Origin of the sequence: Antrihabitans stalagmiti (assembly GCF_016482825.1) — a bacterium.
In the GTDB taxonomy this organism is placed as follows: domain Bacteria; phylum Actinomycetota; class Actinomycetes; order Mycobacteriales; family Mycobacteriaceae; genus Antrihabitans; species Antrihabitans stalagmiti.
This window is the reverse complement of record NZ_JAEMNV010000001.1, coordinates 162,897-186,016: the sequence shown is the minus strand read 5'-3', so window position 1 is coordinate 186,016 and position 23,120 is coordinate 162,897. Positions and strand designations below refer to the sequence as shown.

The 23,120-nt window shown below is 64.5% G+C and carries 22 protein-coding genes; 6 read left to right on the top strand and 16 right to left on the bottom strand.

What is annotated here, in order from left to right; all coding sequences use genetic code 11:
- Positions 1 to 11 precede the first annotated feature (11 nt).
- The 5 genes from metK to mihF form a co-directional block, all read right to left on the bottom strand.
- Positions 12 to 1,226 (bottom strand): methionine adenosyltransferase, encoded by a 1,215-nt coding sequence (metK, locus tag JGU71_RS00890; protein WP_199701089.1) that lies wholly within the window; start codon positions 1,224 to 1,226, stop codon positions 12 to 14.
- A gap of 106 nt (positions 1,227 to 1,332) precedes the next feature.
- Positions 1,333 to 2,604 (bottom strand): bifunctional phosphopantothenoylcysteine decarboxylase/phosphopantothenate--cysteine ligase CoaBC, encoded by a 1,272-nt coding sequence (gene coaBC / locus JGU71_RS00885; RefSeq protein ID WP_199701088.1) that lies wholly within the window; start codon positions 2,602 to 2,604, stop codon positions 1,333 to 1,335.
- A 19-nt stretch (positions 2,605 to 2,623) separates the two neighbouring features.
- Positions 2,624 to 2,929 carry a DNA-directed RNA polymerase subunit omega gene (rpoZ, locus tag JGU71_RS00880; RefSeq protein WP_199701087.1) on the bottom strand — a complete coding sequence of 102 codons (306 nt, stop codon included), beginning with the start codon at positions 2,927 to 2,929 and terminating at the stop codon, positions 2,624 to 2,626.
- 37 nt (positions 2,930 to 2,966) lie between these two features.
- Positions 2,967 to 3,548 carry a guanylate kinase gene (gmk, locus tag JGU71_RS00875; RefSeq protein WP_372433066.1) on the bottom strand — a complete coding sequence of 194 codons (582 nt, stop codon included), beginning with the start codon at positions 3,546 to 3,548 and terminating at the stop codon, positions 2,967 to 2,969.
- A gap of 44 nt (positions 3,549 to 3,592) precedes the next feature.
- On the bottom strand, positions 3,593 to 3,913 hold the full coding sequence (gene mihF, locus JGU71_RS00870) for an integration host factor, actinobacterial type (protein ID WP_199701084.1): 321 nt from the start codon (positions 3,911 to 3,913) through the stop codon (positions 3,593 to 3,595).
- 501 nt (positions 3,914 to 4,414) lie between these two features.
- Between mihF and JGU71_RS00865 the strand changes: the two genes are divergently transcribed.
- The gene (locus JGU71_RS00865) at positions 4,415 to 5,293 is read left to right on the top strand and encodes a TIGR03564 family F420-dependent LLM class oxidoreductase (RefSeq protein ID WP_199701078.1); all 879 of its coding nucleotides are present in this window, start codon (positions 4,415 to 4,417) and stop codon (positions 5,291 to 5,293) included.
- Positions 5,294 to 5,301: 8 nt separating this feature from the next.
- On the opposite strand, the gene pyrF is transcribed toward JGU71_RS00865, so the two are convergent.
- The 7 genes from pyrF to pyrR are packed head-to-tail and all read right to left on the bottom strand — an operon-like array spanning position 5,302 to position 14,057.
- Positions 5,302 to 6,126, bottom strand: coding sequence for an orotidine-5'-phosphate decarboxylase (gene pyrF, locus JGU71_RS00860; protein ID WP_199701077.1), 825 nt, complete (start codon positions 6,124 to 6,126; stop codon positions 5,302 to 5,304).
- Positions 6,123 to 9,488, bottom strand: coding sequence for a carbamoyl-phosphate synthase large subunit (carB, locus tag JGU71_RS00855; RefSeq protein WP_199701075.1), 3,366 nt, complete (start codon positions 9,486 to 9,488; stop codon positions 6,123 to 6,125). The genes pyrF and carB overlap by 4 nt, the downstream gene beginning before the upstream one ends.
- The gene (gene carA / locus JGU71_RS00850; protein ID WP_199701073.1) at positions 9,488 to 10,636 is read right to left on the bottom strand and encodes a glutamine-hydrolyzing carbamoyl-phosphate synthase small subunit; all 1,149 of its coding nucleotides are present in this window, start codon (positions 10,634 to 10,636) and stop codon (positions 9,488 to 9,490) included. The genes carB and carA overlap by 1 nt, the downstream gene beginning before the upstream one ends.
- Complete coding sequence (locus tag JGU71_RS00845; RefSeq protein ID WP_199701069.1) at positions 10,633 to 11,166, bottom strand: PH-like domain-containing protein; 534 nt, start codon at positions 11,164 to 11,166, stop codon at positions 10,633 to 10,635. Before JGU71_RS00845 ends, carA begins: the two co-directional genes overlap by 4 nt.
- A 1-nt stretch (position 11,167) precedes the next feature.
- Positions 11,168 to 12,469, bottom strand: coding sequence for a dihydroorotase (locus tag JGU71_RS00840; RefSeq protein WP_199701068.1), 1,302 nt, complete (start codon positions 12,467 to 12,469; stop codon positions 11,168 to 11,170).
- On the bottom strand, positions 12,466 to 13,407 hold the full coding sequence (locus JGU71_RS00835; RefSeq protein ID WP_199701067.1) for an aspartate carbamoyltransferase catalytic subunit: 942 nt from the start codon (positions 13,405 to 13,407) through the stop codon (positions 12,466 to 12,468). Before JGU71_RS00835 ends, JGU71_RS00840 begins: the two co-directional genes overlap by 4 nt.
- Entirely contained in the window at positions 13,404 to 14,057 is a 654-nt protein-coding gene (gene pyrR / locus JGU71_RS00830; RefSeq protein ID WP_199701066.1) for a bifunctional pyr operon transcriptional regulator/uracil phosphoribosyltransferase PyrR, read from the bottom strand. Before pyrR ends, JGU71_RS00835 begins: the two co-directional genes overlap by 4 nt.
- A gap of 123 nt (positions 14,058 to 14,180) precedes the next feature.
- On the opposite strand from pyrR, the gene JGU71_RS00825 reads away from it, so the two are divergent.
- The 3 genes from JGU71_RS00825 to JGU71_RS00815 are packed head-to-tail and all read left to right on the top strand — an operon-like array spanning position 14,181 to position 18,372.
- On the top strand, positions 14,181 to 14,705 hold the full coding sequence (locus JGU71_RS00825; RefSeq protein ID WP_199701065.1) for an NfeD family protein: 525 nt from the start codon (positions 14,181 to 14,183) through the stop codon (positions 14,703 to 14,705).
- Between the two features lie 48 nt (positions 14,706 to 14,753).
- Positions 14,754 to 16,208 carry a flotillin family protein gene (locus JGU71_RS00820; RefSeq protein ID WP_199701064.1) on the top strand — a complete coding sequence of 485 codons (1,455 nt, stop codon included), beginning with the start codon at positions 14,754 to 14,756 and terminating at the stop codon, positions 16,206 to 16,208.
- Positions 16,209 to 16,266: 58 nt separating this feature from the next.
- Entirely contained in the window at positions 16,267 to 18,372 is a 2,106-nt protein-coding gene (locus tag JGU71_RS00815) for a serine/threonine-protein kinase (protein ID WP_199701063.1), read from the top strand.
- A 4-nt stretch (positions 18,373 to 18,376) separates the two neighbouring features.
- On the opposite strand, the gene nusB is transcribed toward JGU71_RS00815, so the two are convergent.
- From nusB to JGU71_RS00800, 3 genes are all read right to left on the bottom strand, one after another.
- Positions 18,377 to 18,871, bottom strand: a complete 495-nt coding sequence (gene nusB / locus JGU71_RS00810) for a transcription antitermination factor NusB (protein ID WP_199702715.1) — start codon at positions 18,869 to 18,871, stop codon at positions 18,377 to 18,379.
- A 62-nt stretch (positions 18,872 to 18,933) separates the two neighbouring features.
- Complete coding sequence (gene efp, locus JGU71_RS00805) at positions 18,934 to 19,497, bottom strand: elongation factor P (protein ID WP_199701055.1); 564 nt, start codon at positions 19,495 to 19,497, stop codon at positions 18,934 to 18,936.
- Between the two features lie 65 nt (positions 19,498 to 19,562).
- The gene (locus tag JGU71_RS00800) at positions 19,563 to 20,666 is read right to left on the bottom strand and encodes a M24 family metallopeptidase (RefSeq protein WP_199701053.1); all 1,104 of its coding nucleotides are present in this window, start codon (positions 20,664 to 20,666) and stop codon (positions 19,563 to 19,565) included.
- Between the two features lie 48 nt (positions 20,667 to 20,714).
- Between JGU71_RS00800 and JGU71_RS00795 the strand changes: the two genes are divergently transcribed.
- Complete coding sequence (locus JGU71_RS00795) at positions 20,715 to 21,173, top strand: B-4DMT family transporter (protein WP_199701051.1); 459 nt, start codon at positions 20,715 to 20,717, stop codon at positions 21,171 to 21,173.
- Here the strand turns inward: JGU71_RS00795 and JGU71_RS00790 are convergent.
- Positions 21,170 to 21,967 carry a DUF1353 domain-containing protein gene (locus JGU71_RS00790; protein WP_199701049.1) on the bottom strand — a complete coding sequence of 266 codons (798 nt, stop codon included), beginning with the start codon at positions 21,965 to 21,967 and terminating at the stop codon, positions 21,170 to 21,172. The two genes, JGU71_RS00795 and JGU71_RS00790, sit on opposite strands and share 4 nt — an antisense overlap.
- A 182-nt stretch (positions 21,968 to 22,149) precedes the next feature.
- Here JGU71_RS00790 and JGU71_RS00785 point away from each other — a divergent pair, with 182 nt between their 5' ends.
- The gene (locus tag JGU71_RS00785) at positions 22,150 to 23,112 is read left to right on the top strand and encodes a glycoside hydrolase family 113 protein (protein ID WP_199701048.1); all 963 of its coding nucleotides are present in this window, start codon (positions 22,150 to 22,152) and stop codon (positions 23,110 to 23,112) included.
- The last annotated feature ends 8 nt before the right edge of the window (positions 23,113 to 23,120 follow it).

Genomic DNA, 23,120 nt, shown 5'->3' with positions numbered 1-23,120 from the left:
ACCAGGTGACGTCAGAGACCGGCCGCTGAGCGCAACTTGTCCGCGCGGTCGGTGTGCTCCCACGGCAGATCGATGTCGGTCCGACCGAAGTGTCCGTACGCAGCGGTCGGCGCATAGATCGGACGCAGCAGGTCGAGGTCACGGATGATTGCGCCGGGACGCAGGTCGAACACCTCGATGATCGCCTGCTGAATCTTGGCAGGATCGGTCTTCTCGGTGCCGAACGTCTCGACGAACAGACCGACCGGTGCTGCCTTGCCGATGGCGTAGGCAACCTGGACCTCGATGCGGTCGGCGAGGCCGGCAGCAATCGCGTTCTTCGCAACCCAGCGCATCGCGTACGCGGCCGAGCGGTCCACCTTCGACGGATCCTTGCCGGAGAATGCACCGCCGCCGTGGCGTGCCATGCCGCCGTAGGTGTCGACGATGATCTTTCGGCCGGTCAGACCGGCGTCGCCCATCGGTCCACCGAGAACGAAGCGGCCGGTCGGATTCACGAGAAGTCGAACATTCGACGTATCCAGCGACGGCAGATCCAGATCGCCGAGCACCGAGCCGAGGACCTGGTCACGAATGTCCGGGGTCAGCAGGTTGTCGAGATCGATGTCGGCAGCGTGCTGCGTCGAGATCACGACGGTATCGAGCCGGACCGCGGCGTCACCGTCGTATTCGATGGTGACCTGCGTCTTTCCGTCCGGGCGCAGGTAGGGCAGGATGCCGCTCTTGCGGACCTCGGTGAGGCGGCGAGCAAGCCTGTGTGCCAGCGCGATCGGCAACGGCATCAGTTCCGGGGTCTCGACGGTGGCGTAACCGAACATCAAGCCCTGGTCGCCTGCACCCTGGCGGTCGATCTCGTCGTCGGACGCACCGTCGACCCGTGCTTCGTGGGAATGGTCGACACCCTGCGCGATTTCGGGCGACTGCGCGCCGATCGCGACGTTGACACCACAGGAATTGCCGTCGAAGCCCTTGGCCGACGAGTCGTACCCGATTTCGAGAACCTTGTCGCGCACGATCTTCGGGATGTCTGCATACGCCGAGGTCGTGACCTCGCCCGCGACATGTACCTGACCGGTCGTCACCAACGTCTCGACGGCGACCCGGCTGTACGGATCCGCGGTCAGCAGTGCGTCGAGAATCGAATCACTTATGGCGTCACAGATCTTGTCCGGGTGGCCTTCAGTCACTGACTCGCTGGTGAATAGGCGGCTTCCGGACTTGCTCACAGATTTCCCTCTCGGTATGCGGCTCAAAGATTTGTGGCGGACTTACGACCTTAACGAGCGCAGGCGCTGTGTCCAGTGTTGCCATCAGGGTATTCGGTAAACCCGCCTACTTGGATGGGCGGTTCAGCAAGACGGTCAAAGCATCGAGCACCCGGCTGGCCATCAAAGCTTTGGAACCGTGATCGAGAGCCTGTTCACGGCCGTCTGCGGTGAGTAGCCAACCGTCGTTGCTGTCGACCTCGAAAGCCTTGCCGTCACCGACCGGATTCACCACGAGCAGGTCGCAGCCCTTGCGTGCCAATTTGGCCCGTGCATGGGTGAGAACGTCGCCGTTCGCGTCGCCCGTTTCGGCGGCAAAGCCGACGATCGCTGTGGCAGCAGCCAAAACGCCATCGCGTCGAGCCTGCACGAGACCCGCGAGGATGTCGTCGTTGCGGGTGAGCGGGATCGTGTCGGGCTCGTCGGCGCCCTTCTTGATCTTCGACGTCGCAACGGTCGTCGGGCGGAAGTCGGCGACTGCAGCAGACATGATGACGGCGTCGGCTCCGAGAGCCTGCTTGTCGACGGCTTCGCGCATCTGCTCGGCGGTCTGAACGTGAACGACATCGACGGCCGCTGGGACTGCGACTCCGGACGTGATGCCGGAGATCAACGTCACATCCGCGCCCCGCTGTGCGGCGAGTCGCGCGATCGCGTACCCCTGCTTGCCTGAACTGCGATTACCGAGAAAGCGGACCGGATCCAACGGTTCGCGGGTACCGCCTGCCGAGACGACGACGCGGCGACCGACCAGGTCGCGCGGCAAGGCGTCGGACCGTTCGATCAGCAACGACGCCAACGCAAAGATTTCTTCGGGTTCGGGCAACCTGCCCGCACCGGTGTCCGAGCCGGTCAAACGCCCGGACGCGGGTTCGACGACGGTCGCGCCGCGCTCGCGCAGCGTCGCAACATTGGCGACGGTGGCAGGGTGCTCCCACATCTCGGTGTGCATAGCAGGCACGAACATCACCGGACAGCGCGCGGTCAGCAGCGTCGCCGTCAACAGGTCGTCCGCGCGTCCGCCGACGGCACGCGCCATAAGATCGGCTGTGGCAGGCGCAATCACGATCAGGTCGGCTTCCTGCCCGATCCGGACGTGCGGCACCTTCGGAACGTCGGTGAAGACGTCGGTGTGCACCGGATTGCCGGACAGCGCCTCGAAAGTCGCCCGCCCGATGAATTCCAGAGCCGATTCGGTCGGGATCACGCGTACCTGGTGCCCGCTCTCCGTGAAACTTCGGATGAGCGAGCAACTTTTGTACGCGGCGATGCCGCCACCGACACCGACGACGATTCGTTTCGCCGACGGCGTCCGCGTCACGGCAGTTGTAGGAGTCACCGCGGGGACTTTTCTTCGGTCACTCGCCTTCGGTGTGCTCGAGCAGGTCGCCGTGGATCTCGCGCATCGCGATCGACAGCGGCTTCTCCTGCAGGCCCGGCTCGACCAGGGGACCCACGTATTCGAGGATGCCGTCGCCGAGCTGGTTGTAGTAGTCGTTGATCTGCCGCGCGCGCTTCGCCGCGTAGATCACCAAGGCGTACTTGGACGACGTACGTGCGAGCAACTCGTCGATCGGCGGGTTGGTGATGCCGAGCGGGGTGTCGTACGCAGGCAGAACTCCACGGCCTTCGGCGTCGGACACTGCTGCTGAATTACTGCTCACTCGGTTGCTCCTGAGGAAGTGTTATCTGGTGTAGTAACTAGGGACCGACCGACTGAGACGGCCGTCCAACCAACAAGGATACCAACTCCTCGCAGGACTTTTGCACCTCGTCGTTCACTATGACCGCTTGGAACTCGTCCTGAGCGGCCAATTCGATCCGTGCAGTCTCGAGCCTACGCTCGATAACCGCTGCCGACTCGGTGCCACGCGAAGTCAATCGCGCGACCAGTTCGTCCCAACTCGGCGGTGCCATGAACACGAGCACCGCTTCGGGAAGGGCGGCTCGCACCGCGCGGGCGCCGGCGAGATCGACTTCGATCAGGACCGGCTTACCGGCACTCATCGCAGCCTCGATGGGTTTCGCGGGAGTCCCGGATCGCTGCAGGCCACCATGGATATCTGCCCATTCGAGCAGCTCACCCTCGGCGATCATGCGGTCGAACTCGGCGCGCGTCACGAAGGTGTAGTCGACGCCGTCGACCTCTCCGGGGCGCGGCGACCGCGTCGTAGCGGAGACACTGAACGTCAGGTTGGGTACCTGCTCGCGAACGCACCGGACGACGGTCGACTTGCCGACAGCTGAGGGGCCGACCAGAACTACCAGCCGGCCCCTCCGCACATCACTCATATTCGACGGTCGGCCATCACTGGCCACGTTGATCGTCAGGAGTCGAAATCGAACCTGGCGAGCAGCGCCTTGCGCTGCCGATCGCCGAGGCCACGCAAGCGGCGAGTCGGAGCGATCTCCAACTCGGTCATGATTTCCTGCGCCTTTACTTTGCCCACCTTGGGCAGAGCTTCGAGCAGTGCCGACACCTTCATCTTGCCGAGGATCTCGTCCTTCTCGGCGTCGGTGAGCACCTGCTTAAGGTCGGTGCCACCGCGCTTCAGGCGCTCCTTGAGCTCAGCCCTGGCGCGACGAGCGGCAGCCGCCTTCTCCAAAGCAGCAGCACGCTGCTCAGCAGTCAACTGGGGAAGGGCCACGGTTCCTCCGTCTCATCGTTTGCATTTGGTCTACGCCGCTGGCTCGTCGAATGATTTCGCCAGCAGCCTTTGCGACCGTACCCACGGCGAGCGGCGATTGCGAACCCACCCCCCTGGTCAGGCGGCATTTCCGGTGTGTTGTCCCGGCGAGTCGGCTCCCCGCGACACCCGATAATCCAACCCGAAGTTGGTTTTCGAAGCAGTTGACACCCGCCGCCTCCGTGTCCATCGCCAGCACTCTGACCTGCGATGACAGTCGATCCGGCGGCTGCGCGGACGAGCCGGGCGAGTGACTCCAGCTCACCTCGCGGGTCCCTGTCGCAACCATTTTCGAATTCCGCGCACATGCGACACCCCCGACCGACATCGCCATGTGCAAAATACGACGGTCGACGCAGGTCGCGGGCGCTTCGAGCAGTGTCGGAGCCCGGATATTGCGAGCGGGGACGGGTGACTAGCCTCGAATTCACCGAAGTCGGCCACCATCGAAAGGCGCAACAAATGAAGATCGGTGTGTTCGTGCAAGAGGGTCGGATCGACAAGGCGGTCGAACGGATTCGCGACGCCGAGGAGCGCGGATTCGCCCGCGCGTGGATGCCGCAGATCTTTGCGATCGACGCCATGACGACACTCGCGATCGCCGGTCGTGAGGTGTCCCGTATCGAGCTCGGCACCGCGGTCGTTCCCACCTACCCTCGGCATCCGACGTCGATGGCCATCCAGGCACGGACCGTCCAGCAGGCGTCAGGTGGCCGATTCACCCTCGGAGTCGGGCTGTCGCACAAGGTCGTCATCGAGGGAATGCTCGGAATGAAGTGGGGCGAAGTCCGACACCTGCGCGAATATCTTTCGATCCTGCTGCCGCTGGTCCGCGGTGAGGTTGCGGAGTTCGAGGGCGAAACGCTGACCGGAAAGATCGCCCTCGACGTGCCGTCGGACCCTGTTCCGGTTCTCGTCGCCGCCCTCGGTCCGAAACTGCTGGACCTGGCAGGCCGCCTGACCGAAGGAACGACGACGTGGGTCACCGGGCTGGAAACCCTGCGTAACCACGTCATACCGTCCATTCAGGCGGGCGCAACCGCCGCTGGACGCCCGCAACCGCAGGTTGTCGCCGCGCTCCCCGTTGCCGTCACCGACGACCCCGACGCTGCGCGTGCCGTCGCGGCGAAAGCGTTCGCGGTGTACGGCCATCTGCCGTCGTATCGGGCGATGCTCGATCGTGAGAATGCCGGAGGTCCTGCCGACGTCGCGATCGTCGGCAACGAGGCGACCGTCAAGGACCGCATCGAGCAGTTCGCGGAAATCGGCGTCACCGAGTTCGTGGTCGTTCCGTTCGTCGAACAGGAAAGAACGCTCGACTTCGCTGCGACCCTGATCTGAGGAATCACCTACTCCTGCAAGAAAGCGAAACTGTCCGTTGTCCGCGCCAACGCGTCGCGTAGCGCGGTCACGGACGGTCCCTCGCGCAGGATCTCGCGCGATGCACTCGGTACTGCGGCACGACCATGTGTGCCGACCAGTTTGCGGACCTCGTCCGGTCCCCCGCCCTGTGCCCCGACGCCGGGGAGCAGGATCGGACCGTTCAGCTCGGTCAGATCGGGTGCGCTGGCAAGTGTTGCGCCGAGCACGATGCCGACCGACCCGAGCTGCTCGCCGACGTTGCGCGCCGCGACCTCGTCGACGATCGTCTGACTGACGCTGCGGCCGTCGGTGTTGCGGGCGAGTTGCACCTGCGCGCCCTCCGGATTCGACGTGGCTGCGAGGACGAACACACCGTGGTTGTTCCGACTTGCCAGGTCGAGCGCAGGCTCGAGTGATCCGAAGCCGAGAAACGGCGACACCGTGACCGCGTCGGAACACAGTGGCGATTCGTCGTCGAGCCACGTCCTGGCGTAGGCCGCCATCGTCGATCCGATATCGCCGCGCTTCGCGTCCGCGAGCACAAGGGTCCCCGAGGCCCGCAGCACGCTGATCGTGCGCTCGAGCACCGCGATCCCCTGTGATCCGAAAGCCTCGAAAAACGCGACCTGCGGTTTGACGAGTGCAACCAGTCCGTCGAAAGCCTCGACACAGATCTCTGCGAACTGCTCGAGACCTTCGGCGGTGACCGGTAGCTCCCACGCTTGCATCAGCTCGGGATGCGGGTCGATGCCGACACACACCGGTCCGAGCTCGGCCATCGCGGCCTGCAAACGCGGTCCGAAGGTTTTCATTTTCCGACCGGCTCCCGGAGTTCGGCGTGTTGCTCCTGCAGCGATCTGACGCCGATGTCGCCACGTATCGTCGCTTCGATGCCCTGCACCGCCGCCGCGGCGCCCTGCACGGTTGTGATGCAGGGAATGTTCACCATCACTGCGGCACTGCGGATTTCGTAGCCGTCGATGCGCGGACCCGAGTTGCCGAACGGTGTGTTGAACACCATGTCGACCTCGCCGTCCTTGATCTGATCGACAATGTTCGGCTCGCCGTCGGGCAGCACGTCCGACACCTTGCGAACGTTCTCACACGGTATTCCGTTGCGCCGCAACATTTCCGCGGTTCCCTCTGTGGCAAGGATCCGGAAACCCAAGTCTGCCAAGCGTTTCACGGGGAATACCATCGACCGCTTGTCCCGGTTGGCGATCGAGACGAACACCGCGCCTTCGACGGGTAGCGACCCGTAGGCGGCGGTCTGCGATTTCGCGAACGCCCGACCGAAGTCGGAGTCGATACCCATGACCTCGCCGGTCGACTTCATCTCCGGGCTGAGCAGCGAGTCGACATTGCTGCCGTCGGCGCGGCGGAACCGGTTGAACGGCAGGACCGCTTCCTTGACCGCGACAGGCGCGGTCGCTGCGACCTGACCGCCGTCACCCGTCGCAGGCAGCATGCCGTCCGCGCGGAGGTCGGCGATGGTGGCGCCCATCATGATTCGAGCAGCAGCCTTTGCGAGCGGCACCGCGGTGGCCTTCGAGACGAAGGGCACGGTCCGCGAGGCACGCGGGTTCGCCTCGAGGACGTAGAGCACGTCGTCCTTGAGCGCGTACTGCACGTTCATCAGGCCCTTGACGCCGATGCCCTTGGCGAGGGCTTCGGTCGAGCGGCGGACCGCATCGATGTCGCTGCGGCCCAACGTGATCGGAGGCAGCGCGCAGGCGGAGTCGCCGGAGTGGATACCGGCCTCCTCGATGTGTTCCATCACGCCGCCGAGGTAGACCTCGGTGCCGTCGCAGAGTGCGTCGACGTCGATTTCGATCGCGTCTTCCAGGAAGCGGTCGACCAGCACCGGATGCTCGGGCGTTATCTCGGTTGCCCGCGAAATGTAACCCTCCAGCGACGCCTCGTCGTAGACGATCTCCATGCCGCGGCCGCCGAGCACGTAGGACGGGCGCACGAGCACCGGGTAGCCGATCTCGGAGGCGATCTTCTTGGCCTGGTCGAACGTGGTCGCCGTGCCGAACTTGGGCGCGGGCAGCCCGGCTTGGGCAAGCACCTCGCCGAACTCGCCACGGTCCTCGGCGAGATCGATCGCGGCCGGGCTCGTTCCGACGATCGGGACGCCCGCATCGGCGAGTCGCTGCGCGAGCCCGAGCGGGGTCTGCCCGCCGAGCTGCACGATCACCCCGACGACGCCCGGTCCACCACGACCCGATTCGGATTCGGCGTGATAAACCTCGAGCACGTCTTCGAATGTCAGCGGTTCGAAGTAGAGCCGGTCGGCGGTGTCGTAGTCGGTGGAGACGGTTTCCGGATTGCAGTTGACCATGACGGTCTCGTAGCCGGCCTGCGACAACGTCGTCGCCGCGTGCACACACGAGTAGTCGAACTCGATGCCCTGCCCGATTCGGTTCGGGCCGGAACCGAGAATGATGACCTTGCCGCGTTCGGTCTGCGGTGCGACCTCGGACTCCGCTTCCGGATCGAGCTCGTAGGTCGAGTAGTGATAAGGAGTCTTCGCTTCGAACTCCGCCGCGCAGGTGTCCACCGTCTTGTAGACCGGCCGAACGCCGAGCCGGTGCCGGAGTGTGCGCACGCCACCCTCGCCTGCCAGTTCCGGTCGCAGTGCGGCGACCTGACGATCCGACAGCCCGGCATGCTTGCACCGCCGCAGCAACGCTTCGTCGAGCACCGGCGCGTCGAGCAGATCCTGCCGCAACTGCACGAGGCCGTTGACCTCTTCGACGAACCACGGATCGATGCCGGACGCCTTCGCGACGGCCTCGACGTCGGCACCGAGGCGCAAGGCGCGCTCGACCTGATAGATCCGACCCTCGGTCGGCGTACGCAGGTCCTCGAGGATCGCGTCGGCCGCGGCGGCGCGGGCGGTGGCGGTGTCGTCGGCGGGCGCCCACTTACCGTCGTCGGTCGTCCAGAAACCGGTCGACTTGGTCTCCAGCGACCGCAGCACCTTGCCGAGGGCTTCGGAGAAGTTGCGGCCCAACGACATTGCCTCGCCGACGGACTTCATGGTCGTCGTGAGCGTCGGGTCGGCACCGGGGAACTTCTCGAATGCGAAGCGAGGGGCCTTGACCACGATGTAGTCGAGCGTCGGCTCGAAACAGGCAGGCGTTTCCTTCGTGATGTCGTTGACGATCTCGTCGAGGGTGTACCCGACAGCGAGCTTGGCTGCGATCTTGGCGATCGGGAAACCCGTTGCCTTGGAAGCCAATGCGCTCGACCGCGAGACGCGCGGGTTCATCTCGATGACGATCAGTCGACCATCGCTCGGATCGATCGCGAACTGGATGTTGCAACCGCCGGTGTCGACGCCGACCTCACGCAGAATCGCGATACCGAGGTCGCGCATCTTCTGGTATTCGCGGTCGGTGAGCGTGAGAGCCGGTGCGACAGTGACGGAGTCGCCGGTATGGACGCCCATGGGGTCGACGTTCTCGATCGAGCAGACGACGACGACGTTGTCACGGCTGTCCCGCATCAGTTCGAGTTCGAACTCTTTCCAGCCGAGGATCGACTCCTCGATAAGCACGTTCGCGGTCGGCGACGCGGCGAGACCACCACCTGCGATGCGGTCGAGATCGTCGTCGTTGTATGCCATGCCGGAACCGAGGCCGCCCATGGTGAAGCTGGGGCGAACGACAACGGGGAAGCCGAGTTCGGCGACCGTCTTGTGGACCTCGTCCATCGTGTAGCAGACCGCGGACTTGGCGGATTCGCCGCCGACCTTGGCGACGATGTCCTTGAACTTCTGGCGGTCCTCGCCACGCTGAATCGCGTCGAAGTCGGCACCGATGAGTTCGACGTTGTACTTCTCGAGAATTCCCCGCTCATGCAGTGCCACAGCGCAGTTGAGTGCTGTCTGGCCGCCGAGGGTGGCGAGAATCGCGTCGGGCCGCTCCTTCGCGATGACCTTCTCGACGAACTCGGCCGTGATCGGCTCGACGTAGGTGGCATCGGCGAACTCGGGGTCGGTCATGATCGTCGCCGGATTCGAGTTGACCAGCGAGACTCGAAGACCCTCGTCGCGAAGGACGCGGCAGGCCTGCGTTCCCGAATAGTCGAACTCGCACGCTTGGCCGATCACGATCGGACCGGAACCGATAACGAGGATGTGCTGAAGATCTGTGCGCTTCGGCATTACTTGTGTGCCCCCTCGAGGATGCCCGTGAATCGATCGAACAGGTACGCGGCATCGTGCGGTCCCGCTGCGGCTTCTGGGTGGTACTGCACCGAGAAGGCGCGGTCGTCGAGCAGTCGCACACCTTCGACGGTGTTGTCGTTCGCGCAGGCGTGGCTGACCACCGCGCGGCCGAACGGGGTATCGAACTGCTCCCCCGGTTCGCCTTCCAGCGCGAAGCCGTGGTTCTGCGCGGTGATGGAGATCCGGCCGGTCTCGTGCTCGATGACCGGGATGTTCATCCCACGGTGACCGAACTTCATCTTGTAGGTCTCGCGCCCGAGTGCTCGGCCGAGGATCTGGTTGCCGAAGCAGATTCCGAAGAGCGGAATACCCTTGTCGAGAACACCTTTGGTGAGTGCAACCGCACCGCCCGCGGTTGCGGGGTCACCAGGACCGTTCGACAGGAACACACCGTCGGGTTTGTGTTCGAGGATCGCGTCGAGGTCGGCGTTCGCCGAGACGACGTGGACCCTGATCCCGCGGTCGGCGAACATCCTCGGCGTGTTCGTCTTGATACCCAGGTCGACGGCCACAACGGTGAAGCGTGCCTCGCCGACCGGCTCGATGGTGTAGCCGGAGGTTGTGCTGACCTCGGTCGCGAGGTCGGCGCCGAGCATCGAAGGCTGGTCCTGCACGCGCTGGACGAGTTGCTCACGCTCGGCAAGTGCGTCGCCGGAGAAGATGCCTGCGCGCATGGAACCGCGCGTCCGCAGATGCCGTACCAACGCCCGCGTGTCGATGTCGGAGATGCCGACGACGTCTTGGCGGACCAGTTCGTCTTCGAGCGAGCCGGTGGCCCGCCAGTTCGACGTGCGTCGGGATGGATCCCGGATCGCGTAGCCCGCGACCCAGATCTTCGACTCTGCTTGGTCACCGGTCGGACCGACCGACTCGTTGTCTTCACCGTTCCAGCCGGTGTTGCCGATCTGCGGTGCGGTCGCGACCACGATCTGACGGTGATAGCTGGGATCGGTCAGCGTCTCCTGGTACCCGGTCATACCGGTGCAGAAGACGGCCTCGCCAAGGGTCTGGCCAACCGCTCCGAATGCGGAGCCGTTGAAAACGCGGCCGTCCTCCAGGACGAACGCAGCCGGGGTACGGCTCATTCGAGTTCTCCGTTCAATACGACCGGGTCGACGACCCGATCGCTGGTGTCGGTGACCGTTGCGGTCCAGTTCGGGTAGACCGACTTGTCGTCGGCACGGAAGCCGGTGTCGATCTCGGTGCCGGTCGGTAGGACCCAGCGGATGACAAGCAGTCCGTCCTTGGTCATCACTTTTCCGGCGAGCGCCCTATCGGTGCGAATCGCCTGGACCGACTTGGCCGGTATCCAGATGTTCGATGCTCCTGTGCGCTCGAGCAGCACGCCGTTTTCGAATCTCGTTATCTCGGCGGTCGAGCGGAAGCCGAGGTCGCCGACCGCAATTCGGTCCTGCCAGCTCGGCGCGATCGTGCTGCCGACGTAGAGACCCGTTGTCGGCTCCAGAAGTTGTGCGCCGAGGTCGCGCGGCACGGCGGGAAGTTCGCCGAGCAGCGGTGCCTGGCGAGCCGCTCGATTCTTCCAGCCTCGGTACATCAGCCAGAACAGGAACACACCGACTGCGATGCACGCGAGAACAAGCAGTGTTCTTTCCATGTCAGTCCCTCTTTCGAACATGCCCGGCCTGTGCGGTCACCCGACCGCGCAGAAACGTCGCTGTGACCCGCGCCGGAAGCGTCATCGATTCGTACGGGGTGTTGGCCGAAATGCTTGCAAGGTCTTTGCTGGTGACGGTCCAACTCGCGTTCGGGTCGACCAGAACGAGGTTGGCCGGCTCGCCGATCTCGATCGGTCGGCCCTGATCCGGCAGCCCGACGATCTCGGCGGGCCGTTCGCTCAGCACCCGCGCGACGCCGCGCCAGTCAAGCAGGCCGGGAGCGACCATCGTCTCGACGACGATCGAGAGCGCTGTTTCGAGGCCGAGCATGCCCGGCCGTGCAACCGCGAATTCGCAGCACTTGTCCTGTTCGGCATGCGGCGCGTGATCGGTTGCGACGCAGTCGATCACACCGTCGGCCAAGCCTTGGCGCAATGCAGCGACGTCGGTCGCTTCGCGTAGCGGCGGATTGACCTTGTTGACGGCGTCGTAGGTCTCCAGCCTGGAGTCGTCGAGCAGCAGATGATGCGGGGTGACCTCGGCGGTGATCGAAATACCCTGCCCCTTGGCCCATTTCACCAATTCGACGGTCCCTGCCGTCGAGGCGTGGCAGATGTGAACCCGGGTGTTCGCATCGCGCGCGAGCAGTGCGTCACGCGCGACGATCGACTCCTCGGCTGCCCGCGGCCAGCCTGCGAGGCCGAGTTTCGCGGCGGTCGGTCCCTCGTGCGCGACGGCACCGACGGTCAGCCGCGGTTCCTCCGCATGCTGCGCGATCAGGACGCCGAGCGAACTCGCGTATTCCAGCGCCCGCCGCATGAGCAGCGGATCGTCGACGCAGTGCCCGTCGTCGGAGAACATTCGCACGGCACCGACACCGGCTGCCATGGTGCCCATTTCGGCGAGTTGCTTGCCCGCAAGACCCACCGTGACCGCGCCGACCGGATGGACGTCGACAAGTCCGACCTCCTGTCCGCGCCGCCACACGTGGTCGGTGACGACAACCGAATCGGCGACCGGGTTGGTGTTGGCCATCGCGAACACCGCGGTGAATCCGCCGAGAGCCGCAGCCGCCGAACCGGATTCGATCGTCTCGGTGTCCTCGCGGCCTGGCTCGCGCAGATGGGTGTGCAGGTCCACGAAACCTGGCAGCAGCACCTGGCCGTCGGCCTCGATGATCTCGTCGTGCTCCTCGGCATCGAGTCCGGTGCCGATGGCGACGATCTCGCCGTCTGCCAGCCTCAGATCGACGTTGTCGCCCTCACCGTACGGACGAGCGTTTCGAATGAGCACCCCGCTCACGCGACCACCTCGTCCGTGCCGACGAGAAGGCGGAACAGGACCGCCATCCGCATGTGAACTCCGTTCGTAACCTGTTGCAATACAGCTGTTTTCGACGAATCGGCAACCGACGACGCGATCTCCATGCCCCGCAGCATCGGGCCGGGATGCAGGACGACCGCATGTTCTGCGAGCTGCCCGAGTCGCTTCTCGGACAACCCGAAGCGCACCGAGTACTCACGCGGAGAAGGAAAGAAGCCGCCGTTCATCCGCTCGGCCTGTACTCGCAGCAGCAGTACTGCGTCGGCGCCGGCCAACTCTGCGTCGATAGACGACGACACGGTCACCGGCCAGGTGTCGACACCGTTCGGCAGCAGGGTCCGCGGTGCGACGAGCACAACCTCGGCGCCGAGTTTCGCCAGCAGAAACGCATTCGAGCGCGCGACGCGACTGTGCAGGATGTCGCCGACGATCACGACCCGCTTGCCTTCGATGCTGCCGAGCCGCTGCCGCAGCGTCAGCGCGTCGAGCAACGCCTGGGTCGGGTGTTCGTGCGTCCCGTCACCGGCATTGATGACCGAGGGTCCGTCGCCGTCGACATTCGTCCACGCGGCGATCTGGTGTGCGGCACCGGATGCGGGGTGTCGCACGATCAGCGCATCGGCACCTGCAGCGTGCAGGGTCATCGCGGTGTCGCGCAGGGATTCGCCCTTCGACACCGAGGAACTGCTTGCGCTGACGTTGATGACGTCCGCACTCATCCACTTGCCCGCGACCTCGAAGGACACTCGGGTTCGCGTCGAGTTCTCGTAGAACACCGTCATCACGGTGCGACCTCGCAGGGTCGGCAACTTGCGCACCTCGCGACCGAGGAGTGCCTGCTCGAAGCGCTCGGCATCGTCGAGCAAAGCCGTCGCACTGTCGCGGGTGAGATCGGACACGGAAAGTAGGTGTTTCATGCCTGCGTGTCCTCGACGGACTTTGCGCCGTGGATCAGCACCGCGTCGCGCCCGTCGTGCTCGCTGAACAGCACCGAAACGTCTTCGCTTCGGGAGGTAGGGACGTTCTTGCCGACGTAGTCGGCGCGCAAAGGAAGCTCACGGTGACCGCGGTCGACCAGCACGGCGAGCTGTACGGCTCGTGCTCGACCGAGATCCCGCAGCGCGTCCAGCGCGGACCGGATGGTCCGACCGGAGAACAGGACGTCGTCGACGAGGACGACAAGTGCGTCCTCGATCCCGCCCTCGGGCACCGAGGTCCGTTCGAGCGGACGGTGGGGTTTGTTGCGAAGATCGTCGCGGTAGAGCGTGATGTCGAGGGATCCGAGAGCCGGCCGCACGCCGGAGAACTCTTCGATCTTGTTCGCGAGCCGAACCGCGAGTGTGGTTCCGCGAGTCGGGATTCCGACCAGAACAACCCTGGCGACAGCGGGATCGTCGGAATCGAGTGCAGTCTTCTCGATGATCTGGTGCGCCATCCGCGCGACCGTCCGCGCGACATCTGCCGAGGACAGCAGTTCACGGGCAGACGCTGCCCATTCAGGACTGTGGCGAGTCGACGAATCGACCGCTCCCGCATGTTCGGAGACCGATTTATCGGGCATACGCATTCTCCGACCTCCTTCTCCGCCTCACTGGACGGATCGTTAAAGGATGTCTTATCGGCCATAACCTTAGCAGCGCGGGGCGCATGTCCAGATATCCTGGTCTCGACGTCGGCGTGAGGGGGAAGTTTGACTGCGGTTCTGATCGCATGTTTCGCCGTAGGCGTTGTCGCGCTCGCGGGGAGCCTGGTCGTCGGGGAATTCGGTGGCGACCACCAGATCGGCGCCGGCGGGCACGGCGACGGCATATCGTTTCTCAGTCTCACGACGATCGCTACGGCGATCTTCGGCTTCGGTGCGGGCGGCCTCGGAACAAAGTTCGCCGGCGGCGGTGACGCTCTGCAGATTTCGGTCGGCGCGGCCGCCTCCGTCGGGCTTGTCGCCCTCTTTCGCGGATTGCTACTCCCCTACCTGCAGCGCCAGCAGTCGAATTCGCACTTCGGGCGCAGTTCCTACATAGGTCTGCTCGGCCGGGTCGAACTGTCGATTCCCGTCGACGGCTGGGGTGAGGTGTCGTTCGTCGATCCCGACGGCAGCCGAGTACGAGCCAAGGCCAAGAGCGCCGAACCGAATGTCCTACCCACCGCGAGCCGGATCTACATAACCGACGTCGACGACGAGTTCGTACACGTCGTCGGTGTTCCGGAGATCTAGCCGTACCGGAGATCTAGCAGTTCCAGACCTCACCCGAAGGACCAACGAATGCTGACGATTGTCATCATCGCCGCCATCGCGGCCCTCATCATCTTCGTCGCTCTGCCTCTGATCTATGTGAAGAACTACATCAAGGTGCCGCCCAACGAAGTCGCCGTGTTCACCGGCCGTGGCACCCCGAAGGTTGTGCGCGGCGGCGCCCGCCTGCGAATCCCCGGTATCGAACGGGTCGACAAGATGTCGCTCGAGCCGTTCAACGTGAACATCAACCTGCAGAATGCGTTGTCCAACAACGGCGTTCCTGTCAGCGTCGAGGCAGTCGGACTTGTCCGAATCGGCTCCAACGACGAAGCGGTCCAGACCGCGGTGCAACGCTTCCTGACCGCCGACCTGCACGAATTGCAACGTCAGATCAACGAAATTCTGTCCGGCAGCCTGCGCGGTATCACCGCGACGATGACCGTCGAAGATCTCAATTCGAATCGGGACACCCTCGCACGCAGTGTCGTCGAGGAGGCGGGCAGCGACCTCGCCAGGATCGGCATGGAGGTCGACGTTCTGAAGATCGCCGGAATCTCCGACAAGAACGGCTACCTGGAATCGCTCGGCCAGCGCCGAATCGCCGAGGTCCGACGTGACGCCATCATCGGAACGGCCGAGGCCGAGCGTGATTCGCAAATCCAGTCGGCCCGCGCCCGCCAAGCAGGTTCGATCGCCCAGGCGGAGGCCGACACCGCCATCGCGACCGCCAACCAACAGCGCGATGTCGAACTCGCACGGTTGCGTGCCCGCACCGAAGCCGAAAACGCCGAAGCAGACCAGGCCGGTCCACTGGCGCAGGCCACCGCCGAAAAGGCCGTCGGTATCGCGAAGGAACAGGCCGAAGCCGCCCGCGTAGAGGCACGGACCATCGTCGAGCAGAAACGCGCACAGCAGGCACAGGCAGCGCTGCAGGCCGACGTGATCGCTCCCGCCGAGGCCGAGCGCCAGGCAGCGATCGCACGCGCCGAAGGTGAACGTCGATCGTCGATCCTGCGTGCCGAGGCAACAGCGGAAACCGCACGACAGACCGGTGCGGCCGAAGCAGACGCGAGAAAGTTCGCCGCTGAGGCGCTGCGAGCCGAACGCCAGGCAGAGGCCGACGGTTTACGGGCACGTCTCGAAGCAGAGGCGGCAGGCAAGAAGCAGGTTGCCGAAGCCTTGAACACGTTCGGTGCCGAAGCCGCGCGGCTACAGATGCTTCCGGACGTGCTGCGAACACTCGTGGATGCGACGTCGGCCGCTGCCGCGCAGGTCGGGCAGATCGAGAGCATCTCCATCGTCGGCGGCGGCGACGACGCCCGCAACTCGATCGGGTCGATCCTCGGCGTATCGCCCCAGGTAATCGCAAGTGTCATTGCAACACTGGAAAATTCGGGTGTGGACATCACGACGATCCTGAACGGTCTCGGTAGGAACGGAACCGAACCGAGGTTGGATCTTGTTCCTGACGCGGCGGAGTGACTGCCACTCCCGCTAAGCTCTGCTGAGCTTGTAAGCGCCCAGGGGCAAGGGAGATTCGGTGGACGAGACGCCGTTCGGTCGATATCGCCTTCGGGAGTTGATCGGCGAAGGCGGTATGGGCCAGGTGTACGAGGCCTACGACACCGTGACCGACCGAATCGTCGCATTGAAGGTCCTGCCGCAGCAGATGGCCGCCGACAAAGAGTTTCGCGAACGGTTTCGGCGCGAGGCACATGCCGCCGCAGGTCTCCGTGACCCACACGTCGTGCCGATTCACGACTTCGGCGAGATCGACGGTCGCCTCTTTCTGGATATGCGCCTCATCGAGGGCACGGATGTCGGAGCCATGCTGCGGGCGAGCGGGCCGATGCCACCTCGGTTCGCGGTGTCGGTCATCGATCAGGTCGGGTCCGCATTGGACGCCGCGCATGCCGAAGGCCTGGTCCATCGCGACGTCAAACCGTCGAACATGCTCGTCACGCCGAAGAACTTCGTCTATCTCATCGACTTCGGTATCGCCCGCTCGGCCGGGGACACCAACCTGACCAGCACCGGAATCGCCATCGGAACCATGACCTACATGGCTCCCGAGCGCTTCACCACCGGGCAGGCCGATGCTCGGTCCGACGTGTACGCGCTCGCCTGCGTCCTGCACGAATGCCTCACCGCGTCGCGTCCGTATCCGGGAAAGAGCCTCGAGCAGCAGGTCGCGGGACATCTGAACAAACCACCGCCGAAGCCGAGTGCCCTTCGGTCGAGCGTCCCGACCGCATTCGACGAAGTTGTCGCACGCGGGATGGCGAAGAACCCCAACGACCGCTACGACACCGCGGGGGAACTCGCCGCCGCCGCCTATCAGGCACTTCGCGCGGTTCCCGGTCCGAGACTGCCGACTCCCCCGCCACCTCCCGCCGAAGAACCGACGATCGACTTCAGCGAGACGAGGGCAAACGCAACTCGACAGAATCAGCCGCCACAGAATCAGCCGCAACCGACGCGGCGTGAGACGAGTCGGCAAGCACCGCCGCCGACGAGGGTCGGGCCTCCGCCCGTGCCGCCGCTGTCACGGCCACCGGTTCCCTCGCGGTCACCGGCACCAGCGCCGAAGTCACGGCGCTGGATTCTCGTCGCCGCGATCGTCGGGATACTTGCCCTCGCAGGCGCTTTCGCGGTTTGGCAACTTGCCGCCTCCGACGATAAAGCAAAGGACTCGACCGCAAGCAGCACACCTGGAGACACCGCCGATTCAGGCGCCGCCATCGCCAACGGTCCCGCCGCCTCGATAGCCACGACGATTCCGGTGGGGACCACACCCGTCGCCGTCGTCATCGAGGCCAATTTGCGCAAGTTGTACGCCGCCAACGCCGACGATTCGTCCATCACCGTCATCGACGTCGACTCCGGTGCGGTCACCACCTCGATCGACGTCGGAAAGACACCGGTCGGTCTTGCAGTCGATTCGGATACGCAGACGCTGTATGTCGCAAACATCGGCGACGGCACCCTGTCGGTCATCGATGCCTCGACCGACTCCGTCACTGCGACGGTCGACATCGGCAAGGCAATCGCGCGTATCGCCGTCGACCCTGGTACTTCCTCGCTGTTCGCCTCGAACCCGGACGACGGCACCGTCATCGTGGTCGATACCTCGACCCGTGAGGTCGTCGACACCATCACGGTCGGCGCGTTCCCGTGGGGCGTGACGAGCGATCCGTCGAGTCAGACCGTCTATGTAGCGAATTCGCGCGACAACACCGTCTCGGTCATCGACTCGTCCACACGCGCGGTGCGTGCGACGATTCCGGTCACCGACAAACCCGCTCGAATCGGGATCGATCCGGCGTCACAGACCGCGTACGTCACCCACGAAGACGCGAACGTGGTCTCCGTGCTCGACACCAGCTCCGACACGGTTGTCGCGACCGTTGCCGTCGGCGCCTTTCCGGTTGGCGTCGTCGCAGATTCCGACCTCGCGGTCGTCTATGTCAGCAACATCGAGGACAACACGATCTCGGTCATCGACACGACATCGCGGTCCGTGGTGAACACGATCACCGCAGCCGACGGACCGTCAGGTATGGCGGTCGATCCGATAACGCACGTGCTCTACGCGGGCAACGAGTACGACGGCACGGTCTCGGTGTTCGAGCCGGCCCCGAGCTGACCGCTCAGGCCTCCGGCCGATCGGCCAGAGTGGCTGCCGCCGCTGCGCGCACCTGAGGTGCTACGAGCACAACCTGTCCGAGAACTCCGTTGATGAACGATGGCGAATCGTCGGTCGACAATTCCTTCGCCAACTCCACGGCCTCGTCGACGGCGACCACGGGCGGCACGTCGTCGGCGTGGAACAGTTCCCACACGGCGATCCGCAGGATTGCGCGGTCGACCGCGGGCAAGCGGTCCAGCGTCCAGTCCTGCAGATACGACGCAATGGTCCCGTCGATGCGATCGAGATTCTCTGCGACGCCGCGCACGACGGTCACCGCGTAGGGGTTCACCGGCGCAACAGCGTCGTCGCTGATTGCGAGTCGAACCCGCTCGTCGGCCATGTCGACAGGATCGACGTCACGTGCCTCTGCCTCGAAGAGCAGGTCGACAGCGCGACGCCGAGCCTTGTGCCGGGCGCCGAGCTTCTTCGGCGCTGGCTTGTCCGAAGGGCCCACCGGATCCTGGGAGTTCGAACTGGACGACGCCACGACTACTTCCTGTCCCGTCACTCGACCGGTCAGCTGTTCACGCGGCCGAGGTAATTACCGTCGCGCGAGTCGATCTTGAGCTTGTCGCCGGTGTTGATGAACAGCGGAACCTGCACCTCGGCGCCTGTCTCCAGCGTGGCGGGCTTGGTTCCACCGGTCGAGCGGTCGCCCTGCAGACCGGGATCGGTGTGCTTGACCTCGAGCTCGACCGTGACCGGGAGCTCGACGTACAGCGGCGCGCCGTCGTGAATCGCGACCTGTGCGGTCATGTTTTCGAGCAGGAAGCGTGCGCTGTCACCGATCGTCGCCTCGCTGATGGAGTGCTGATCGTAGGTGTCGCCGTCCATGAACACGTAGTCGCTGCCGTCGTGGTAGAGGTACGTCATGTCGCGGCGGTCGACAGTTGCGACCTCGACCTTGACACCCGCGTTGAACGTCTTGTCGACGACCTTGCCGGAGAGCACGTTCTTGAGCTTCGTCCGCACGAACGCGGGACCCTTGCCTGGCTTGACGTGCTGGAACTCGATGATGTTCCAGAGCTGTCCCTCGATGTTCAGGACAAGGCCGTTCTTGAAATCGCTGGTTGAAGCCACTTGCTTCGCGTCTCCTCAATGCGTCTGTCTCGACGCGTTCATCGTGATGTTGTTCGTACCCGCCCCTATACGACGGTCAGGTCTTTGCTGGTGAGGGTGAGCAGTTCCGGGCCCTCGTCGCGCACCACAAGAGTGTCCTCGATTCGGACGCCTCCGCGGCCGGAGAAGTACACACCAGGTTCGACGGTCACTGCCTCGCCGGTAAGAAGTGTACCCGTGCCGAGCTTGCCGATTCCCGGCGCTTCGTGGATCTGCAGCCCGACACCGTGGCCGAGTCCGTGGAGAAACAGCTCACCGTGACCTGCGTCCTCGATGACCGTGCGTGCCGCAGCGTCCACATCGACGACATCCGCGCCGGGAAGCAGTGCAGCTCGACCCGCTGCCTGCGCACGCGCAACCAGGTCGTAGACGTCGATCTGCCAGGCCGCCGGCGCGTCGAGAACATAGGTCCTCGTCATGTCCGAGTGGTATCCCCCGACAATTGCGCCGAAGTCGATCTTCACGAAGTCGCCGCGCGCCAACAGCGCATCGGTAGGACGGTGATGTGGGATCGCCGAATGGGCACCGGCCGCGACGATCGTTTCGAACGACACGCCTTCGGCGCCGTGTTCGAACATCAGAAATTCCAGCTGCCTGCCGACTTGACGTTCCGTTCGCCCAGGCGCGAGGCCGCCGGCTTCCAGCAACGCCGCAAGCGCCCTGTCCGCTGCAGTGCAGGCCGCGCGGAGCAAAGAGACCTCGTGCTCGTCCTTGACTCGGCGCAGTTCTTCGACCAGCCCTGGGGTCCGCACCAAATCGAGTGCCGTGCTCAGCTCGGTCCACCCGCGGAGTTGGTCGACCGTCGCGATGTGACTCTCGAACCCGATCCGCCCGACGTCCGTTTCGAGCGCAAGCTCCACCAAACGGCGCGCGCTGGCGCGGGCTATCTCCGCGCGAAGGTCCGGCACCTGCGCGGCGACCTGGGCCAGGTAGCGACCGTCGGTGCAGATGACGGTGCGATCCTCGGACGTGCGTGAATCGCCTGTATGAATCAGCAACGCAGCATTCGACCCGGTGAACCCGGTGAGATAGCGGATGTTGACGAGATCGGTGACCAATAACGCATCGACGTTGTTACCAACAAGAAGGCATCGCAACGCTTCGCGTCGAGCACCGTGATCAGCGGACATTTCACAAACCTACAGGCGGGCAGCCCACGGCTGTGGTTACCTCTATTTATGAATTCTTGGTTGTTGCGTGGTCTGGGTCTTGCGCTGGTGCACGTGGTTATCAGGGTCGTACTCGGATTCGCGATCGCGCAATGGCCGTTGCACGGTTCCATCGCTCGCTTCGCTCTGTTCGCCGTCGTCGTCGTTATCGCAGGCGTGTGGGGATACGCCGACGCCAAGGCCGATCGACGCGATTTCCCGAGCGGCAGAGGCGGCGCGGACCTGACCATCGGTTGGCTCTGCGCGAGTGCGCTCGGCGCGGTCGCTGCAGGGATCGCGTGCTGGGTGATCGGTCATTTCCCGAAGATCGACACCGGCGGCGAAGGGCTCATCTTCGAGCTCACCTCGGGCGCGGCGTGGACCCTGTTGCTGATTTTCATCCCCGCAATGATCGGCATCGGAATCAGCCACTTCCTGGCACGGCGACACGAAAGCCACGAATCGGAGCGCACCACCGCATCGGTTTAAGGCAGCTCCCACGCCTTCTGCACTGCCAACGGCGTCTCGGCCTGAGTTCGGTCGGACAGCGCATCCACTTCGGCGTTGGTGATCGGCGTGTCACCGCGTGCGAGCAACAGGTTCTCCAATGCGACAGCCTCCGCCGTCTTGACCTCCGCGCTCTGCCAGATCGGGACTACCACCAAAGACATGGTCGGCGCAGCAGTCGCGGCGAAGGTCAGCGCTGCGACTTTCTTCGGTCTGAACGGCAGCCACGGCCAGTTGGTCGGCATACCGTGCGAGCGCTCGAAGATCGTCCAGACCGCTGCAGCGATCCAGTTGAACACCCAGTAGGCGACGAGACCGATCGCGGCGACGATCGTCACCGGCAGCACCGTGATCACACCGAGCAGAAAACCACCGACGAGTTGCAGCAGCTTGATCGGCAACGACGGACCGTCGATCCCGAAGCGACCGTGCACGACGGCGTTGGTGCGAACACCCCACCACATGAGCCCCCTGGTGAGCGCAGGCATACCCGTCTCCCGCAGCGCGCGTCTGAACAGACCGTCGGCGTTCCAGGGATCGATCCGGCGAATATCCTTCGGCTCTTGCGACTCTCGCCAGACAGCATCATGCAGGACCGCAGCCTCGGAGTTGCCGCCCGAACTGTCGAGCAACCACGCGATCGGCTTCGGGATCGATGCGAAGTCGGTCTCGAACCCTGCCTTGATGACGTAGTAGTCGCGTTTGCCCTTGTATACCAACGGCGCGTTGAGCTTCCACGTCTTGCCCAAGACATGGGACACCGTCAAATTGGTCATGAACATAGGACACCCCCGAACTCGAACCCACCCGCATCGACCTGACGCCGTGCGCGAAGTTTAGTGCGAGGTACCGACATTTCTATTCGCCGTGCTCGTTCGGCCTCGACCGACGAACGTCTCGACCTTGACAGCATCTGCACTCTTCTCGAGGATCGGGGTGTGTCAACCGAAAGCCTCGTATGGTGAACGTCCGCGGCATCTCGTACCTCGTCGACGAGATGGCGCTCGAGGACATCCAACGCGACCTGACGATCATTGCCGAAGGCCTGCAGTGCAATTCGGTGATGCTTATGTGCCGTGACACAACGCAGCTGATCATGGCCGCTCGCTGCGCCCTCGATATCGGCTTGGACGTCTACCTCCGGCCCGACGCCACCGATCGGACGCAGTCGTGGATGCTGGCGAACCTGGCCGAGCTCGCCGAAGCCGCGGAGACACTGCGTCGCGACCATCCCGATCGCGTCACGCTCCTGGTCGGCAGCGAGTTCTCCCACACCGTGCCCGGCGTCGTCCCCGGACCGAAATCGTTCGCGCGGCTGTGGCTGATCATTCGGTACCGCAGAGTGCTGCGTCGCAGGATCGACCGACGCCTGCACAAGCTCCTGACCCGGACGATCGCCGTCGCGAGGCCCCGCTTTCACGGCCCGATCACCTACTCGGCCGCCGCCTGGGAAAATCCGGACTGGTCCGTTTTCGACCTTGTCGCCGTCAGTCTCTACCGCGCCGCCCGCAACCACGCCACCTACGGGGACCGGTTGCATGCCCTGGCACACGACCACGGCAAGCCCATGATCGTCTCCGAGTTCGGCTGCGGCGCTTTCACTGCCGCCGACCAGCGTGGCGCGGGTTCCTTCCAGATCGTCGACTGGTTCGCCAAACCGCCGCGCATCCGCGGCGACCACCCACGCGACGAGTCGGTGCAAGCCCGCTACCTCACCGAGTTGATCGACCTCTACAACGCCGAGGGCATACACGGCTACTTCGTCTTCACCTTCACGATGCCCGATTTCGTGCACCGCGCCGATCCGGCCTTCGATCTGGACAAAGCCGGCTTCGCAGTTATGGCTGCACTCGAAGACGGCACCTACCGGCCCAAGCAGGCCTTCCGTGCCATCGCCGACCGCCACACCGGTGCGACCTGACTTTTCCC